Genomic DNA, 17,409 nt, shown 5'->3' on the forward strand with positions numbered 1-17,409 from the left:
TCAGCCGCAAAGCCCGTGCAGGAACCAGCTGAGATCGCCGGTTTCCGAACGCATGCCATCGCCGCGCCGAAACAGCCAGAAACGCTGTCCCGCATCGTCCTCCACCCGGAAATAATCGCGCACCGCCTCACGCTCGGCGGCGCGGCGCCACCATTCGCCGGCCACGCGTTCAGGTCCTTCTGCGCGGATGACCCGGTGTGTCGTGCCACGCCAAGTGAAGCGCCTGGGCGGCTGATCGGGCATCTCGGCAAGCACATGGTCGATGCGCTCGGGTCGTTGCAGCAGCAACACGGGGCGCGGCCAACGCGGATGCCATGGATGATCGGGCGCGCTTGCATCCAGGCGCCGAACATCGTCGACCTGCAAAGAGTGTGACTTGTCGCGAGCCGTTCCCAAAGGTGCGGTGCAGGTCCAAGAGCGCTCAGGCACCTCACTTTCCACAGGTGCAGCCCGCCACAGCCTTGCCGTGCCGATGCGGTTGGCGAGCGTATCGATCAATGGCGCGATGTCAGGCCGGGCCTGTTCCGCGAGTTCAGGTGAAAGCGTTTGCGGGCCAAGCGGATCGGCGCGCCTGACCAGAAGGCTTATGGCATCGATGCCGTAGCCGGGTTCAATCTCTTCAATGCGTCGCAGCGTGAGGCGCAGCATGTGTGCAACGTCGCGCGTAGGTCTCGCAAAACCGAGCCTCAGGCGCTGCGGCACGCCATCAATGCGCGCAGCCACCATCTCGACCAAGCGGGCACCTTGGCCCGTCTTTGCCAACTCTTCGCCCATGCGCTCCATGAGCACGCCAAGCCAATGCGCGATCGCCTCTGCTGTCGCGATCGGCTCGGCAAAGCGCTGCTCCACCATCACGCGCGTGGGCAGGTCCACGGGGACCAGCGGCTCCGGCAAACGCCCAAGCGCCTGATCGATGCGATCCGCAACCAGGCGACCGAAACGACGCACCAACGGGGCCCGGGGCAGGGCGGTCAGCTGCTCGATCCTGTCGATGCCCAGCCGGGCAAGCAATTCCAGGGTTGCCGGGTCAAGGCGAAGCGCAGCAACAGGCAGCTGCGCCAAAGCATCTTGCTGGGTACCCGGTGGCAGAATGTGGGCGGAACCCTGTGCAAAGCGGGTAATTGCCCACGCCGCACCCGCCGTGTCCGCCACCGCGACACGGGCCGCGATGCCGTGTCGTTTCAGCAGACGAAGAACCTTGCGGCAGAAGCCGGCTTCGCCGCCATGGAGATGCCCGACGCCGGTCAGATCGATGAACAGCCCGTCCGCATCGGAGATGGCGACGATCGGTGCCCAGCGTCGTGCCAGACGCTCCGCCAGAGCCGCGAGTTCAGCGGCGTCACCCTCCGGATCCGCCTCTCGAACCTCAAGCCCGGGCAGTTGTGCCCGCGCCATCGTCAAGGCTGTACCCGGACCGATGCCGAGTGACAGCGCAGCCATGTTGGCGGCCGCCACATCCACCCGCGACCCGCATTTGCGCGTGGTCACAAGCGGCGGTTCTTCGTGGTCGGTCCGCTCGAAGCTGTCGGGCTCATCCGCTTGGCAGACGCGAGACACCACACTCGCGAGCGTCCGGCCGGTCTGGAAGAAGCGTCCCTGTCCGTAGGTCGGGGCTGTTGGCGCGCTGCGGCCATGATTGTCGGGGTGAGGGCCCTCACCAGGAAATTGAACGGCAGGCATTGCCGCCAACTGCTTCAGGCTCTGCCCCAGATTGGGCGGTGCGACATAGCCAGCTTCACCCCCATGACCGTCGCGGGCGCTGCGGCGCTGTGACGTGGTTGCGCGGCGTACCGTCACGTCTTCGCACGTGCCACGCATTGTGGGCAGATCGGCAAGACGGGCGATCGATGGCGCCTGGTTGCGATGGCGATCCCGTTTTGCCCCGTCGTCGCGCAAGGCGGCTCCGCGACCCGACTTGGCCGGCGCATCCTCACCAGGAAAGCGCAGTGGTGGTACGTCCGGGCGGCCATGCCGCAGATTTGGTCCGACATCGTCGGGCGAAAGCCGAAACGGATTTTCCAGCACCTCGGTTTTTCGCGACAGCTCGCCGGAGCGGGGGCGCTGATGAGCAGGCAAGCTGTTGACTGCCGTCTGCAGATCCTCACCCATCCAGCCGCGGGTTCCCGGACGAAACAGCGGTTCGGCCGCTTCGGTCCGACGCGCCATCTCGCGCAAGGATAGAGGCGGGGCGACACGTTCCTCCGGCGGTCTGCTCAGTTTGCGGCCAAAAGGATTGTCGGCCACCTCGCTGGTGCGGCCGAGTTCGCGCTGGGGAGGACGACGATGAGCCGGCATGGCCTCGATCGCCTGCTCCACTTGGGTGCGTGTCTCGGCAAGGCCGTTGCCGGTGCTGTCGGGATCATTTCGTGCCCATCGCGCGCCTGGCCGCCAGCCACCCTGTTTGGGCACGGAGCATTGCTGCGCGCGTTCGGCCGCCGCATCAGCTCCGATGGCATGAAAGGCGGCGCGGCTATCGGCCTCAGCCGACGGCGCGCGCCGGCGCTCGATCCTGCGCAGCCGGTCGATTGACCAACTGGGCAGGTAGAGCGAGGCGACCCGCTTCATCGGAGCCCTCCACCATGAGTTCGAACCGCTCCCCGCCACGCTGGCGGACGCATTCAACATGCCAGCACGGCCGTCCCAGCCCGTTCCATGGCACCGGAACCGAAGGCGCGTGCGCGATGCGCCAGCGCGTCACTGCAGCCGAAGGTATGGCAAGCGGATCGGCTCCGTCACGCCCGGGGCGCCGGAGCAGCAGCGTAACCGTGTTACCTCCTTCGGCTGCAAGCTGGAGCCGGCGCGCCTGTCCCATCTGCACGCGCCTGGCTTCCCCGACGACGGCTCCTAGCCCCCGATGCCGCAGTCCGTCCTCCAGCAATGCCAGCAGTTCTGCATCGTCGCGCGCCTCGGCATAGATGACCCGGGAGGGTGCCAGGCCCGCCTGGTACAGGCCGGGGGCAAACAGATCGCGCGATCGGACCACCCAGAGAACATCTCCATCCGTGCGGGCGGCGATACCTGCTGCGAAGAGGACTGCGGCAGCATCGTCTCCCCAGCCGGAGCCGAGCGAGGAGAGCTCATGCAAGGCGTCGAGCCTTAATCCACCGTCGGCCAGCCGGCTGTCGAGCTGAGGCACGCCGAATGGCAGAACCGGACTGGTCCGCGCACTGCCGGTGATGGCGCAAAGGGCTTCGCGCAGATCGGCAATCGATTGAACAGGATCGGACACGGCGACTCGCTTCTGATATGTTCTTATTTTGTTCTGGTTGCTTGTCGCCGGTCAAGTGTCTGCAAGCTTGTGCAAAGCGCGCAAGCCGTTCGCTTTTCGCCACTGCCCAACCATATCGGGGGCATGACACAGCCCTTTGTCCGCGTCGTCGATCTGGAAACAACGGGATCGCGGCCGCCAGGCGACCGTGTCGTTGAGATCGGTTGGCAGGATGTGATCTTGGGCGACGACGGAGATTGGCACGTGGCGCTGGACCGGCGTGGCGCGCTCTATGTCGATCCGCAAAAGCCGATCCCCGCCGTGACGATGGCTGTGCACCATATCCGCGATCAGGATGTCGCCGGTGCTCCGACATGGGAGGCGGCGGCTGCCCAGGTGCTTCGCGAGGAGCCCAGGCCGCTCGCCTTCGCCGCGCACCGCGCAAGCTTCGAGCAGCGCTTCTGCACACCCGCGCTCACCGGCGGCGCGGACTGGATCTGCACCTGGAAGGGCGCGCTGAGGATCTGGCCCGACAGCCCCTCCTTTTCGAACCAGGTGCTTCGGTACTGGCGTGATCCGACCGGCCTCGATCATCAGACCGGTCTGCCGGCACACAGGGCATTTCCGGACGCTTATGTGACGGCCCATCACCTGCGCGACATGCTTGCCGAAGTGAGTGTGTCGACGCTTGTCGGGTGGAACGCCCTGCCGGGGTTGTTGCCGCGCGTCCCCTATGGTCCGGAACGTGGCCGGAGCTGGCACGAGCTGGACGATGCGCTGCTTCAGCGCTTCGTGTCGGACAAGGATACGGACGTGCGCTATTCAGCCCTGGAAGAGGTCGCCAGACGCAGCGGGCAGCCCCGGCAAGCGGCGCCCGAGCCGCAGGCCCGTCTGTTCTGACGCGGCCGCGGTGGTGGCGGATCGCCGGTGCTGCTACACGAGCGGCTTCATGACAGTCCGGGCTGACCAGGGGCGTGCCGCATGGTGACGGCGCGGTATGACGCGATCGTGCTGGGCGCGGGGGCGGCGGGGCTGATGTGCGCCGGCATCGCCGGGCAGCGGGGGCGGCGCGTGCTGCTGGTCGATCATGCCGACCGGCCGGGAAAGAAGATTCTGATTTCGGGTGGGGGGCGCTGCAACTTCACCAACCTGGGAACCGCGCCGGACCGCTACCTGTCGGCCAACCCGCATTTCGCCCGGTCGGCACTGGGACGGTACACGGCGGCCGATTTCCTGGCGCTGGTCGAGCGGTACCGGATTGCGTGGCACGAGAAGACGCTGGGGCAGTTGTTCTGCGACGGATCGGCCAAGCAGATCGTGGACATGTTGTGGGCGGAGTGCCCGGACATGTGGGTCAAGTTGACGCTGGGACAGGCAGTTCGTGACGTAGCCGTAACGGATGGCGGCTTCGAGGTGACGGTCGGATCCGAGCGGGTCGCGGCCGAGCGGCTGGTGATCGCGACGGGCGGCCCGTCCATCCCCAAGATGGGCGCGACCGATCTGGCGTTCCGGCTGGCCAAGCAGTTCCGCCTGAAGCTGGTGGAGCCGCGGCCGGCACTGGTGCCGATGACGCTGGGCGAGGACCAGGCGCTGTTCCGGTCGCTGTCGGGTGTCGCCGCCGAGATCGTGGCGGCGGCGGGACGCGCGCGGTTCCGCGAAGCGGCGCTGTTCACACATCGCGGCCTGTCCGGCCCGGCGATCCTGCAGGCGTCATCCTATTGGCGGCACGGCGAGCAGATCGGCATCGACTTCCTGCCCGACGCGCCGGGCGACGACCTGTTGCTGGAGGCCAAGGCCGCGCGGCCGCGGGCGACCGTCCGGAGCGTGCTTGCGCAAAAGCTGCCCGACCGGCTGGCCGGAGCGCTGGACGAGCAGCTCGCGCTGGACGGCGAGCTCGCGAACCTGCCGGACAAGCGATTGCGTGCAGCGACGCAGCGATTGCGCGATTGGCGCTTCACGCCTACGGGCACCGAAGGCTATGCGAAGGCCGAGGTCACCGCCGGCGGCGTGTCGACCGACGAATTGTCGCAAAAGACGATGGAAGCGCGGACCGTGCCCGGGCTCCACATCATCGGCGAGGCGGTGGACGTGACCGGCTGGCTGGGCGGCTATAATTTCCAATGGGCCTGGGCGAGCGGCTGGGCGGCGGGACAGGCGATCTGACCCGATCCGTTGCCGCAATCGTCCCGGCCCTGTATTTTTCAGGTGACCATGGCCTTTGAACATCTCCCCCCGCTTCTCGCCGAGGCGATCGCCGCGCGCGGCTACCCATCGCTGACGCCGGTCCAGGCCGCCGTGACGGCCGAGGACGCGGCCGGCCGCGACCTGATCGTGTCCGCGCAGACGGGGTCGGGCAAGACGGTGGCGTTCGGCCTGGCGGCGGCACCGCAGCTGCTGGGCGAGGAAGGGCGGATGCCGGCACCGGGCGCGCCGCTGCTGCTGGCGATCGCGCCGACGCGCGAGCTGGCGCTGCAGGTCAGCAAGGAGCTCGACTGGCTGTACAAGGCGGCGGGTGCGCGCATCGCGACCTGCGTTGGCGGCATGGACGCCAGCCGCGAGCGGCGCGTGCTGTCCGGCGGCGCGCACATCGTGGTGGGCACGCCCGGGCGGCTGCGCGACCATCTGGAGCGTGGATCGCTGGTGCTGTCGAACCTGCGCGTCGCGGTGCTCGACGAAGCCGACGAGATGCTCGACATGGGCTTTCGCGAGGATCTGGAGGAGATCCTCGATTCCACGCCCGAGGCGCGGCGCACGCTGCTGTTTTCCGCCACGCTGCCGCGCCCGATCGTGGCGCTGGCCAAGCGATACCAGAAGGACGCGCTGCGGATCGCCACCGCGGGCGAGGACCGCGGCCACGGCGACATCGATTATCAGGCGGTGGCGGTGGCCCCGTCCGACATCGAGAATGTCGTGGTGAACCTGCTGCGCTTTCACGAGGCGGAGACGGCCATGCTGTTCTGCGCGACGCGCGACAATGTGCGCCACCTGCACGCCAGCCTGGTGGAGCGCGGCTTTTCGGCCGTGGCGCTGTCCGGCGAGCACAGCCAGTCGGAGCGCAACCATGCGCTGCAGGCGCTGAGGGACCGGCGCGCGCGGGTGTGCGTGGCGACCGACGTGGCGGCGCGCGGCATCGACCTGCCGACCCTGTCCCTGGTGGTGCATGTGGAGCTGCCGCGCGATGCCGAGACGCTGCAGCACCGGTCCGGCCGGACGGGGCGTGCGGGCAAGAAGGGCACGGCCGTGCTGGTCGTCCCTTATCCGCGGCGCAAGCGCGTCGAAGGCGTGCTGCGCGGCGCGCGCATCCCGTTCAACTGGGTGGACGCGCCGGGCGCCGACGCGATCCGCGAGAAGGACCGCGAACGGCTGCTGACGGCGCTGCTGGCGCCGGCCACGGAGATGGACGAGGAGGACCGCGCGATCGCAGCCAAGCTGCTGGCCGAACGGTCGCCGGAGGACATCGCCGCCGCGCTGGTGCGGGCGCACCGCGCGTCGCTGCCGTCGCCGGAGGATCTGGTCGACCGCGGCCCGGCACCGGCGCGCGACGAGGGGCATCGCCCGGGGTTCGACGACACGGTTTGGTTCCGGCTGAACGTCGGCCGGCGGCAGAATGCCGATCCACGCTGGATCCTGCCGCTGCTTTGCCGGCGCGGGCATGTGACGCGCGCGGAGATCGGCGCGATCCGCATCGAGGCCAACGAGACGCTGTTCGAGATCCCGCGCGCGGCGGCCGGCCGGTTCAGCCAGTCGCTGCAGCGGTCGGCGGGGCAGGAAGGCGAGGACGGCCTGGCGATCGAGGCGGTGGAGGGCGGTGCCCGTCCGCAGCGCGGCCGCCGCACCGGCCCGCCGCCCGCCCGGCATGGCGCCCGCCCGATGCGGCCGGCGCGGGGCCGGCGGTAGGCGCGGCCGATCCGGTGGGAGGGTTGCCTTCCTACCGGACGCCGACGGACGGAAGGCCGTAGCTGAGGGCGATGCCCTTTCGCACGCCGTCTTCTTCAAAGATCGCGCGGCACATGATGAAATGTGGCTCGGCACGCAGGCAGCGTCCGGAGATCGTCTCGCGCGCGGGCTGGTTGCCGACCACGGTCAGCTCGACCTCGAAGCCCGTCGGATGCCCCGAGCGCCCGCTGAAGATGATCTGCGCATCAGCGTCACCGGTTTTGAAGAAGCTGAGGCTGGCGGGACCGATGGAAACGGCCCGGTCGCACTGGGAAAAGGAAGCTGCTGGGCCCGAGACTGCTCGAGAAAGGCGCGGCCGATGCCAGAGGCGCGACAGGTGCCTTCAATTTCCTGAGGAACAGGGGTCGGCGGTGGCCGGTCACGCCCTGACGAAAGCAACGTCGCGGACACACCGGCAAGGAAGATCATCAGCATCGGCGGTGGTGGAGCCTGCCATGGAGAGTGGGGACCTGGCGCCACGATGCCGGCCGCAGAAGAATGCTGCCAGGCAGCGTCGCCGACGAATTGCTGGTGCTCGCCGCCCGAAGCTACCGCTGCACCCAGGCGACCCTGATAAGTTCGCGCAGCACATCATCGTCGATTGCGTCGAGCCGCTTTATGTAGAGGCAGCCGACACCCCGCTCATGCGGGCCAAGTCGATCAAGAATCGATTGGAGCTGGTCGAGATCGCAGCTCAGATAAAGCACTGTCGCAGACTTGCGCGGGCTGAAGCCGACCCGGCAGATGGAGCCCTCGCGTCCGCTGGCATAGCGGTAGTGGTGATCGCCGAAGCCGACGATGGAGTTGCCCCACATGACCGGCTGCTCGCCGGTCTCCTCGGCCATCATCCCGGCCAGGCGCCATGCATCGTTGCGCCGCCCTTCAAGCGCGACCCCGTTGAGGAACGCCCCAACTGGAGCGTCGGTCGCCTTGGTCTTGTTCTCAGCCATTCTTGCAGCATAATCTACGAAGCGGCAGGGTTCGAGGGCTGTTCAGGCGGCGCCGGTCCTGAAGAAGCTGAGGCTGGCGGGGCCGAGGGATACGGCCCGGTCGCACTGGGAACAGCAAGCTCCTGGGCGCGAGAATCCAGCTAGGCGCGACCGATGCCAGAGGCGCGACAGGTGCCTTCCGGTCAACGCACGCTCAAGAAGCGGTCATCCTCGTCGAAGCGGCAGGTGAAGAATGTCGTCCGCCGGCCGGCATCGAACCAGCCGGAAACGGTCGCGCCGTTCCGCGAACGGATGGGCTGGTTTGTCGTGACATCGCTCGGACGCTGATCAAAGGCGACCGCTGCCTGGCCCTTGCAGATGCCGGGAAGGTCGCCGCTGGCGACCTGTCCCGCCGGGTTTGTCCGGCCCCCCCAAGATGGCCTTCGTTGAGGGGAGCGCTGATCTGCCTGCTGGCGGCAGTCCGGGGCCGGCGTCGCGGTGATCGAGGCATAGCGCCCATCCATGGTCGCGATCTGCACGCATTGCCGGCGATCGGCATTCCACCATTTCGTGTAGCTGCGATCATCGCCCTGCTCGCCACCGGTGTTGCGATAGCCCCGACGTTGAAGTTCCCCTTCTGCCTGGCCCGCGCGAGCACCGACCAGATCCTCAAGGCCGGTTCTTTGAGCAAGGACTGGCGCTGACGTGGTCAACAGCAGGACAAAGCAGGACCTGATGAACAGCGTGCGCATGGCAGTACTCCCGGCCGAGTCCTGCTGATCCTAAGCCTCTCTTCTCTGGCGGTCTATCGCGGGGCGAATAGAAAGCCGAGAGCCAGGAGAAACAGAGTGCCCTGAAGCAAGCCAAGCATGACATTTGCCAGTCCGCGCAGGTGGTTCACATCTGCGAGGCGCGCGAAGCACAAAGTCTCCACCACCACGAAGTTGATCAGGCTGGTGCCGATCAGCACTGCTCCAGCCTCCCGCATCATTGTGCCGCCGACGTTGAACAGGCTGGTGCCGATACTCACCCCAAGTGCGAAGACGCCGGCGGGGTAGCATTGTTCATAAAAGGGCCGGCGAAGCGTGAGCCGGTTGAGCCGGTTGCCGCTCAGCCGCACGATCCGTGCCGCCAGAAACAGCGGGAAGCCCGCAAACACGACGACACGCAGGAGAAGGGCAGTGGCGTTGTCATCAACAAGCGATGCCAACCCGCGCTGGTTTTCGATGATGAGGTCGGTCTGTCCGAGTGCAGTCGACACCGCATGCGCGAGAAGGAGAACGAGGGTCAGGAACAATGGCGGGCTGAGGATGTCCCCATATTGCTCCTCATCCGGCAAGCTTGCCTGCCGCTCCACCTCATCCATCAGGTGCGCTGGTCGAAACGTGGCGCGGGCGAGCGTCAACGGCAGGAAGAGCAGCCAGCTCATGACTTCGTAGAGCAGCTCGTCCAGCGAGTTGAGCCATTTCATGAAGTCCATGTCGCTTCATGAGGCGCAGCCGAGGAGCTGGCAACATCCGCGACGAGGACGGAGCGGGTGAGGCCATCATCACGGCGGCCACGTCTCCGGGCATTGCCATGATCTTTGCCGGCCTCAGACCTTCTTCTTGGATTGCGAGGAGAGGATGGCGGCGAAGGCGGCGAGCATCGACCCGGCGACGGCAACGAACACGGGCGCGCCCTCGTTCTTCACGATCATCCACACCGCGAGCCCGATGAGCGCGACCGCGGCGCCCAGAATGACTCCAACGAGGAATCGAGGAACGCGCGCGCTTGGTCCTTCAGGCATGATCACCCCCCTGAGCTCAGCTGATGCTGTGGCCGAAGATGCCAGTGACCGGCCGCGACGAACAGGGGCCGCGTGCGCGGTCAGAAATGCGCCAGGTAGCCGCCGTCGACGGGAAGCGTGACGCCGGTGACGTAGCTGGCGGCCGGTGAGGCGAGGAAGAGGGCGGCGGCGGCGATCTCCTCCGGCCGGCCCCAGCGACCGAGCGCGGTGCGGCGCGCGAGGTGGGCGGCGACCTCCGGATCATCTGCCATGTCGGCGTTGGATCCGGTCGCGAAATAGCCAGGGGCGAGCGCGTTGACGGTGATGCCGCGCGGGCCGAGTTCGGCCGCGAGCGCGCGGGTGAGGGCGTCGAGACCGCCCTTCGCGGCGGTGTAGGCGGCGTCGCCGGCGCGTGCGATCGGCCCCGCGATCGAGGTGACGGTGATGATGCGGCCGCCGCCGGGCATGTGGCGCGCAGCGCGGCGGGCGAGATCGAAGGGTGCGATCAATGCGGCGTCGAGCAGGCGGCGGACGTCGTCGCGTTCGATGCTGTCGAACGGGCGGCGGTCGCGGGCGCCGGCGGCGAGGACGAGCGTGTCGATGCTGCCGCGGTCGGCGATGAGGCGGTCGAGCGCGGCGACGGTGGCGGCCTCGTCGGTCAGGTCGGCGGCAAAGGCGGAGGTGGCGGCGCCGATCGCCCGGCGCGCCGCAGCGATGCGGGCGGTATCACGGCCGCCCACCGCGACATGCGCGCCGGCGCGGGTCAGGGCGCGGGCGATCTCCAGGCCGAGGCCGGCGGTCGCGCCGGTGACGAGGGCGGTGCGTCCGGTCAGGTCGAACATGGCGTCAGGCACCTGTTGCTCCCGGAGCGGGCGATGCGCGGCGGGTGGCCGCGCTACGCCGCCACCTTGCGGCGCTCGGCCAGTTCCTGGTTGAGCATCTCGGCAAGCGTGAAGGCGAGTTCCAGGCTCTGGCCGGCATTGAGGCGCGGGTCGCAGTGGGTGTGGTAGCGGTCGGCCAGCACGTCGTCGGTGATCGCCATCGCGCCGCCGGTGCATTCGGTGACGTTCTGGCCCGTCATCTCGATGTGGATGCCGCCGCCGAAGGTGCCTTCCGCCCGGTGCACGGCGAAGAAGCCCCGGACCTCTGCCATGATGCGGTCGAAGGGGCGGGTCTTGAGGCCATTGGGCGCCTTCACGACGTTGCCGTGCATGGGATCGCACGACCAGACGACGGGATGCCCCTCGCGCTCCACCGCGCGGACGAGGCGGGGGAGCGCGCCTTCGATCTTGTCGTAGCCGTAGCGCGTGATGAGCGTCATGCGGCCGGGCGTGCGCGCGGGGTTGAGCGTGTCCAGCAGGCGCAGGAGCACGTCGGGCTCAAGGCTCGGCCCGCACTTCATGCCGATGGGATTGCCGATGCCGCGCAGGTAATCGACGTGCGCCGACCCCTCGAACCGGGTGCGATCGCCGATCCACAGGAAGTGGGCGGAGGTGTCGTACCAGTCGCCGGTGAGGCTGTCCTGCCGGGTGAGCGCCTGTTCGTAGGGGAGCAGCAGCGCTTCGTGGCTGGTGTAGAAGCTGGTGGCCTTGAGCTGCGGCACCGTGTCCGGGTTGATGCCGCACGCGGCCATGAAGTCCAGCGCCTCGCCGATCCGATCGGCGACGTCGGCGTACTTCTGCGCCCAGGGGCTGCGGCCCATGAAGTCGTGCGTCCAGCGGTGGACCTGGTGAAGATTGGCATAGCCGCCCTGCGCAAAAGCGCGCAGCAGGTTAAGCGTGGCCGCGGACTGCGAATAGCCGCGGATGAGCCGGCGGGGGTCGGGCTGGCGACCGTCGGCATCGAAGGCAATGTCGTTGACGATGTCGCCGCGATAGGCGGGCAGGCTGACGCCGTTCTGCTCCTCCGTGGGAGCGGAGCGAGGCTTTGCGAACTGACCGGCCATGCGGCCGAGCTTCACCACCGGCAGCTTCGACGCGAAGGTGAGGACCACCGCCATCTGCAGGATGAGGCGGAAGGTGTCGCGGATGTTGTTGGGGTGGAATTCGGCGAAGCTTTCGGCGCAATCACCGCCCTGCAGCAGGAAGCCCTTGCCGGCAGCGACCTGCGCCAGATCGTCGGTCAGCGCCCGCGCCTCACCCGCGAAGACGAGCGGCGGGTAGCTGGACAGCTCCACCAGCGCAGCATCGAGGGCGGCGGCATCGGGATAGTCGGGAAGCTGGCGCGCCTCGAAGCGGCGCCAGCTGTCCGGTGTCCAGCCTGCCGTCCTGCCCGATGCGCCGTTGATGCCCTGTGCCATCGCGGCGTCATGCGGGAGAGCGCCGTGAGAGGCAAGACGGCGCTCTCGATCACCGAGCGCCGCGCGCTCGATCAGCGCGGCGGCAGCGCCTCGTACCGGTGGGTGAATTCGGCGTCGGACATGAGAAGGTAGCGCACCATGTCGATGAAGGCCCAGGGCACGGTCACCGCCAGGCCGACCACCGTGCAGCTGAGCAGCAGCATGGCGATCCCCGATCCCTTCCGGCGCAGGTAGAAGCGGTGGATGCCGAGCGTGCCGGCGAAGAAGGCGAGAAGCGCGGCGATGATCTTGTCGCGGTCTCCGACGCCCGCCCGCCCGGGAGCGGCGACAGCGGTCCCGGGCTGATGATAGATGCGCAGCGCACGGGTCTGCTCCGCCTCGAAATCGACGAGCGCGCCGACGGCGGGGCCGACCCGATCGCTCCAGTCGGCCGGGCGAAAGCTGTAGCGGCGGCCGTCGTCGCCGGCGATCTGCCCTTCGCCCGACCGTCGATCAACACCAAGCACCTGCCCGCGCATTCGAACCTCTTCCCCCAGAAAACGCCAGAGACATTGCCAAGCGCAGGCCAGCGCCGCAATCCCGATCAGGCGAGCGTCGGGTGCCAGTCCCAGCCGAGCGGATCGCCGTCCATCACCTCAACCCCGCGCGCCGCCAGATCATCGCGCAGCGCGTCCGATCGCGCGAAATCGCGGGCGGCGCGGGCGTCGCGGCGATCGGCCAGGATCCGCTCGATCTCCTCCGGGTCGATCGCGGCCGTTGCGGGAGCGACCCGCAGATCGGCGCGCTCCAGCGACAGGAGGCCGAGGCCGAGCACGAGGTCCATGCTGGCGACGAGGCGAAGCCGCTGATCGGCGGGAATGGCCTTGGCGGTCGCCGCTTCCTCAAGCACCGGAAGCGCCTGCGGCAGCATGAGGTCGGCGGACACGGCGGCATCGAACCGATCGAGGAGCGCGCGCGCGGGCGCGCCCAGTCCTTCCTCGATCACCGCGCGCTGCCAGGCGAGCGAGGCGCCCCTGGATGCGTCGGCCTCCCGCACGGTGCGCGTCCAGTCCGGCACGTCGCCCTTTCGCAGCGCGGCCACCGCCAGCACCAGGCGGCGCAGCCGGGTGAGGGCGGCAAGCACCGCATCGGCCGAGAATTCGAGTTCCGACCGGTAGTGCGCGCCAAGGCACAGCAGGCGGTAGGCGAGCGGGTGGACGCCGTGGTCGGCGAGCGCATCGAGGGTGGCGATGCCGCCCTTCGACTTCGACATCTTGCCGCCGCGGTCGACCAGGAAGTTGTTGTGCATCCAGACGGCGGCGCCGGTGTCGGCCGAGCCGCTGCGTGCCTGGTTCTGGGCGATTTCATTGACGTGGTGGATCTCGCGGTGATCGATGCCGCCGGTGTGGATGTCGAACCGGTCCCCCAGATATTTCCGCGCCATCACCGAGCATTCGAGATGCCAGCCGGGAGCGCCCGGCCCCCATGGGGACGCCCATTCCATCTGCCGCGTTTCGCCCGGCGGGGTCGCGCGCCAGATCGCGAAATCGGCCGGGTGGCGCTTGCCCTGAACCGCATCGATGCGGGCGACGGTCTCGTCCGGGCGGGTGCCGGCGAGCGCGCCATAGTCGGGCACGGTGGTGCTGTCGAAATAAAGGCCGCCCGGCAGCGGATAGCAATGGCGGTCGGCGATCGCGGCGCCGAAATCGATCATTTCACCGATATGGTCGGTCGCGGTCGCCCAGAGCGTGGGCGGGCGCACGTTGAGGCGCGCAAGGTCCGCCTTGAACAGCGCGGTGTAGTGGGCCGCGATGTCCCAGATCGAGCGTTGCTCCGCCGCGGCGGCAGCCTCCATCTTGTCCGCGCCGGCATCGGCGTCCGAGGTCAGGTGCCCGACATCAGTGATGTTGATGACATGCGTGACGTCCAGACCCTTCCAGTTGAGGGTCCGGCGGAGCGTATCGGTAAAGACATAGGCGCGCAGGTTGCCGAGGTGCGCGCGGCTGTAGACGGTGGGGCCGCAGCTGTAGACGCGCGCATGGCCGGCCTCGATCGGGTGGAAGGGCGCGGTCGCGCGCGTCAGGCTGTTGAAGAGAAGGAGAGGCGCAGTCATCGCCGCCGGCCTTGCCGTGCGCGGCGCATCCCCGTCAACGCGCGTCCGCACGGCCGGTCCTGTTTCGTGATCAACACGGAACGAGTTGGTTAACGCATCGTCTCCCATCCAGAGGGGAGACGAGCGTGCCGACTTATGTGCTGAGTTTCGAAGGAAGAGAGCAGCGGCTCCGCCAGATCGACGTCGCGACGGAGGAGGATGCACGCAACGAGGCCGTCCGCACACTGGGCGCGTTCCTGGCCGACAACCCGCAGTTCGCGAGCGAGGGGCACTGGCGGGTGAACGTGGAGACCGAAAACCGCGTGCCGCTGCTGCATGTCATCGTGGCGACCGTGAAGGCGCGCCGCCAGTGACGCGGGTGATGCTGGTCGAGGACAACCACCTGCACCAGAAACTCTATTGCGCGTGGCTGGAGCTTGGCGGGCACCGCGTGACCACGGTGTCCGACGGGCGAAAGGCGGTGGGCAGGATCGCCGAGGAGAAGCCCGACCTGGTGATCATGGACATCCGGCTGCCGCCGCTGAGCGGCCTGGACCTGATCGCGGCCTGCAAGGACGCGCCGGAGGTGGCGGCGATCCCGATCCTGGCGCTGACCGTGTGCGACGCACCGGAAGACGAAGCCGACTGCCTGGCGGCCGGCGCCGAGGCCTATCTGTCGAAAACCGTCACGATGACGGACTTTCTGGGCGTGGTGTCCTCGCTGACGCGGGGTTGATCAGCGCGAGAGGGGTTGCGGGGTGCGGCATTGTCCGCTGGAGGCCCGACCGGGAATCGAACCCGGGTGCAAGGATTTGCAGTCCTCTGCGTCACCACTCCGCCATCGGGCCTCGACGCCGGGAAGGGCGCGGAGATGCGGGGGATTGAACGCGGCGTCAACCCCGCTTTGACCCGCGCGGATGGCAAGCGACCGTGAGGGACCCGCGCGGCGCCACTTTGGGCGCCCGCAGCGCTTCTGCAAGCGGCGGGTCGGGTCGACGAACCGCACTTGGCGCTCCGCCGTGCCGCCGGTAAGAGGTCGAACAGGGCACGTGTATTGTGCAGCTAAGACACGAGGTGAAGGGCGCGTGAGCCATCAGGATTTCCAGGCGATGCGTCGTGCGATGGTGGAAAGCCAGCTGCGCACGAGCGGCGTGAACGACCCCCGCGTGATCGCGGCCATGGCCACCACGCCGCGCGAATGGTTCGTGCCGCCGGTGCGGGCGACGCTTGCCTATACCGACCGGCCGGTGCCGCTGGGCGGCGCGCGCTTCCTCAACCCGCCGCTGATCGTCGGACGGCTGCTGACCGAGGCGCAGGTGCGGCCGGGCGAGCGCGTGCTCGTGATCGGCGCGGCGACCGGCTACGCGGCCGCGCTGCTCGCCGAGATCGGGGCAAGCGTGACCGCGGTGGAGAGCGACCCCGCGCTGGTGGAGCAGGCCCGCGCGGCGCTCGCCGGGCGCTCGGTGGAGATCGTGGAGGGCGGGCTGACGGACGGCCATGCCGGTGGCGCGCCCTATGACCTGATCCTGATCGACGGGGCGGTGGAGTTCGTCCCCGACGCGCTGGTGGAGCAGCTTGCCGCCGGTGGGCGCATCGCATGCGCACGGATCGACAATGGCGTGACGCGGATGGCGATCGGCCGCAAGGGGGCGGGCGGCGGCTTCGCGCTTGCCAGCTTCGCCGATGCCGAGGCGGTGGTGCTGCCGGGCTTCGAGCGCGAACGCGGCTTCGTCTTCTGATGCGCTTGGGGGGGCGGATCATCCTGCTGGCGGGGGCCAGCCTTCTTGCCGTCGCGCCCGCGCGTGCCGACACGCTGCGCGAGGCGCTGGCCGCGGCCTATGAGCGCAACCCGACGTTAACCGGGGCCCGTGCCCAGCTGCGCGCGACGGACGAGAACGTGCCGATCAGCCGCGCGGCCGGCCTGCCCACGCTGGGCGCGACCGGGCAGTATGACGAGAACGTCATCCAGGCGTCGTCCAACTTCAACGCGCCGCTGCGGTCCGGTTTTGCCGGCGGGCAGCTGAGCGTGCCGCTCTATCTGGGCGGGCAGGTGCGCAACAACATCCGCGCGGCCGAGCGTCGGGTCGACGCGGGCGCCGCGCAGCTGCGCGGAACGGAAGCCAGCGTGTTCAGCCAGGTGGTGGCCGCGTATAACGACGTGATCCGCGACCAGGCGATCGTCGCGCTCAACCGCGAGAATGTGAACGTGCTGCAGGTCAACCTGCGGGCGACCAACGACCGTTTCGAGGTCGGCGACCTGACCCGCACCGACATCGCGCAGAGCCAGTCGCGCCTCGCCCTGGCCGAGGCCGACCTGCGGAGCGCGGAGGCGCAGCTGATCTCCAGCCGCGAACGCTACATCCAGCTGGTCGGCGACACGCCCGACGCGCTGGAGCCGCCACCCCAGCTCGGCAACCTGCCGTCCGACCCGGACGCCGCCGTGACCGTGGCGATCGAGAACAATCCGGACCTGGAGGCGGTCGCCCGCGAGCTGGAGGCGACCGGGTTCGACGTGCGCGCCGCACGCGCGCTGCGTGGACCGCGGCTGTCGGCGGTGGGCACCGTCGGCTACACCAACTTCCTGGGATCGCTGCGCGCCAACGCGATCGGCGTGCCGATCGACCAGGGGCAGCTGACCGCGGGTGTCGGCCTGCAGGGCACGCTTCCGCTGTTCCAGGGCGGCCTGCCGGCTGCGCGCGTGCGGCAGGCGCAGGCGCGGCAATCGGCAACGATCGAGCGCGGGATCGAGATCGAGCGGTCGGTGATCGCGCAGACGCGCGCCGCCTTCGCCAGCTGGCAGGCATCGCTGCGCGCGATCCAGAGCAGCCAGGTGGCGGTGGACGCGTCCACCCTGTCGCTGGAAGGCGTGCGGGCGGAAAACAGCGTCGGCAACCGCACGATCATCGAGATCCTGAACGCGCAGCAGGAACTGCTGATCGCGCAGGTGAACCTCGTGTCGGCCCGGCGCAACGCCTATGTCGCGGCCTTCACGCTGCTGGCGGCGATGGGGCGGGCGGAAGCACGCGACCTGGGGCTGGACGGGGGTACGCTGTACGACCCGGCCGTCAACCGCGCGCGGGTGCGCAACCGCATCTGGGATTATGACGAGGACGAGACGCCGACCGCCGTCTCCACCCGCACCGTTGACACGCCCGCGCAAAATCCGGAGACCGTGCCGCTGCCGCAACCGTGAGGCTG

17 protein-coding genes and 1 tRNA gene are annotated in these 17,409 nt (G+C 68.7%); 7 read left to right on the top strand and 11 right to left on the bottom strand.

Annotated elements, in window-relative coordinates:
* Both GGR88_RS01030 and GGR88_RS01035 read right to left on the bottom strand, forming a co-directional pair.
* On the bottom strand, window positions 1-2,565 hold the full coding sequence (locus GGR88_RS01030; RefSeq protein WP_245196403.1) for a DNA polymerase Y family protein: 2,565 nt from the start codon (window positions 2,563-2,565) through the stop codon (window positions 1-3).
* The gene (locus tag GGR88_RS01035; RefSeq protein ID WP_342449682.1) at window positions 2,480-3,229 is read right to left on the bottom strand and encodes an ImuA family protein; all 750 of its coding nucleotides are present in this window, start codon (window positions 3,227-3,229) and stop codon (window positions 2,480-2,482) included. The genes GGR88_RS01030 and GGR88_RS01035 overlap by 86 nt, the downstream gene beginning before the upstream one ends.
* Before the next feature lie 123 nt (window positions 3,230-3,352).
* On the opposite strand from GGR88_RS01035, the gene GGR88_RS01040 reads away from it, so the two are divergent.
* The 3 genes from GGR88_RS01040 to GGR88_RS01050 all read left to right on the top strand — a co-directional run bounded on the left by GGR88_RS01040 (window position 3,353) and on the right by GGR88_RS01050 (window position 7,105).
* Window positions 3,353-4,108, top strand: a complete 756-nt coding sequence (locus GGR88_RS01040; protein ID WP_167952119.1) for a 3'-5' exonuclease — start codon at window positions 3,353-3,355, stop codon at window positions 4,106-4,108.
* 81 nt (window positions 4,109-4,189) lie between these two features.
* Entirely contained in the window at window positions 4,190-5,371 is a 1,182-nt protein-coding gene (locus tag GGR88_RS01045) for a BaiN/RdsA family NAD(P)/FAD-dependent oxidoreductase (RefSeq protein WP_167952121.1), read from the top strand.
* Window positions 5,372-5,419: 48 nt separating this feature from the next.
* On the top strand, window positions 5,420-7,105 hold the full coding sequence (locus GGR88_RS01050; protein ID WP_167954266.1) for a DEAD/DEAH box helicase: 1,686 nt from the start codon (window positions 5,420-5,422) through the stop codon (window positions 7,103-7,105).
* A 587-nt stretch (window positions 7,106-7,692) separates the two neighbouring features.
* On the opposite strand, the gene GGR88_RS01055 is transcribed toward GGR88_RS01050, so the two are convergent.
* The 8 genes from GGR88_RS01055 to GGR88_RS01090 all read right to left on the bottom strand — a co-directional run bounded on the left by GGR88_RS01055 (window position 7,693) and on the right by GGR88_RS01090 (window position 14,232).
* Entirely contained in the window at window positions 7,693-8,094 is a 402-nt protein-coding gene (locus tag GGR88_RS01055) for a DUF1801 domain-containing protein (RefSeq protein WP_167952123.1), read from the bottom strand.
* Window positions 8,095-8,276: 182 nt separating this feature from the next.
* Window positions 8,277-8,825, bottom strand: a complete 549-nt coding sequence (locus GGR88_RS01060) for a hypothetical protein (RefSeq protein ID WP_167952125.1) — start codon at window positions 8,823-8,825, stop codon at window positions 8,277-8,279.
* A gap of 53 nt (window positions 8,826-8,878) precedes the next feature.
* A complete protein-coding gene (locus GGR88_RS01065; protein ID WP_167952127.1) occupies window positions 8,879-9,553 on the bottom strand; it encodes a hypothetical protein in 675 nt (224 codons plus the stop codon).
* 114 nt (window positions 9,554-9,667) lie between these two features.
* Window positions 9,668-9,862, bottom strand: coding sequence for a hypothetical protein (locus GGR88_RS01070; RefSeq protein WP_167952129.1), 195 nt, complete (start codon window positions 9,860-9,862; stop codon window positions 9,668-9,670).
* An 80-nt stretch (window positions 9,863-9,942) separates the two neighbouring features.
* Window positions 9,943-10,683 carry an SDR family oxidoreductase gene (locus tag GGR88_RS01075; RefSeq protein WP_167954267.1) on the bottom strand — a complete coding sequence of 247 codons (741 nt, stop codon included), beginning with the start codon at window positions 10,681-10,683 and terminating at the stop codon, window positions 9,943-9,945.
* A 53-nt stretch (window positions 10,684-10,736) separates the two neighbouring features.
* Window positions 10,737-12,140 carry a class II 3-deoxy-7-phosphoheptulonate synthase gene (locus GGR88_RS01080; RefSeq protein ID WP_167952131.1) on the bottom strand — a complete coding sequence of 468 codons (1,404 nt, stop codon included), beginning with the start codon at window positions 12,138-12,140 and terminating at the stop codon, window positions 10,737-10,739.
* Between the two features lie 71 nt (window positions 12,141-12,211).
* Window positions 12,212-12,658, bottom strand: a complete 447-nt coding sequence (locus GGR88_RS01085; RefSeq protein WP_167952133.1) for a TM2 domain-containing protein — start codon at window positions 12,656-12,658, stop codon at window positions 12,212-12,214.
* Between the two features lie 65 nt (window positions 12,659-12,723).
* Complete coding sequence (locus GGR88_RS01090) at window positions 12,724-14,232, bottom strand: cysteine--tRNA ligase (RefSeq protein ID WP_167952135.1); 1,509 nt, start codon at window positions 14,230-14,232, stop codon at window positions 12,724-12,726.
* Between the two features lie 125 nt (window positions 14,233-14,357).
* On the opposite strand from GGR88_RS01090, the gene GGR88_RS01095 reads away from it, so the two are divergent.
* Together GGR88_RS01095 and GGR88_RS01100 are read left to right on the top strand one after the other, a co-directional pair.
* Entirely contained in the window at window positions 14,358-14,585 is a 228-nt protein-coding gene (locus GGR88_RS01095) for a DUF6894 family protein (RefSeq protein WP_167952137.1), read from the top strand.
* Window positions 14,582-14,947: a response regulator gene (locus GGR88_RS01100; RefSeq protein ID WP_167952139.1), complete on the top strand. Its 366-nt coding sequence runs from the start codon at window positions 14,582-14,584 to the stop codon at window positions 14,945-14,947. The genes GGR88_RS01095 and GGR88_RS01100 overlap by 4 nt, the downstream gene beginning before the upstream one ends.
* A gap of 38 nt (window positions 14,948-14,985) precedes the next feature.
* Here the strand turns inward: GGR88_RS01100 and GGR88_RS01105 are convergent.
* A tRNA-Cys gene (locus GGR88_RS01105) sits at window positions 14,986-15,059 on the bottom strand.
* Between the two features lie 237 nt (window positions 15,060-15,296).
* Here GGR88_RS01105 and GGR88_RS01110 point away from each other — a divergent pair.
* Complete coding sequence (locus GGR88_RS01110) at window positions 15,297-15,950, top strand: protein-L-isoaspartate O-methyltransferase family protein (protein ID WP_342449683.1); 654 nt, start codon at window positions 15,297-15,299, stop codon at window positions 15,948-15,950.
* On the top strand, window positions 15,950-17,404 hold the full coding sequence (locus tag GGR88_RS01115) for a TolC family outer membrane protein (RefSeq protein ID WP_167952141.1): 1,455 nt from the start codon (window positions 15,950-15,952) through the stop codon (window positions 17,402-17,404). The genes GGR88_RS01110 and GGR88_RS01115 overlap by 1 nt, the downstream gene beginning before the upstream one ends.
* Window positions 17,405-17,409 lie beyond the last annotated feature (5 nt).

Source organism: Sphingomonas jejuensis (genome assembly GCF_011927695.1).
Classification (GTDB): Bacteria; Pseudomonadota; Alphaproteobacteria; order Sphingomonadales; family Sphingomonadaceae; genus Sphingomonas_K; species Sphingomonas_K jejuensis.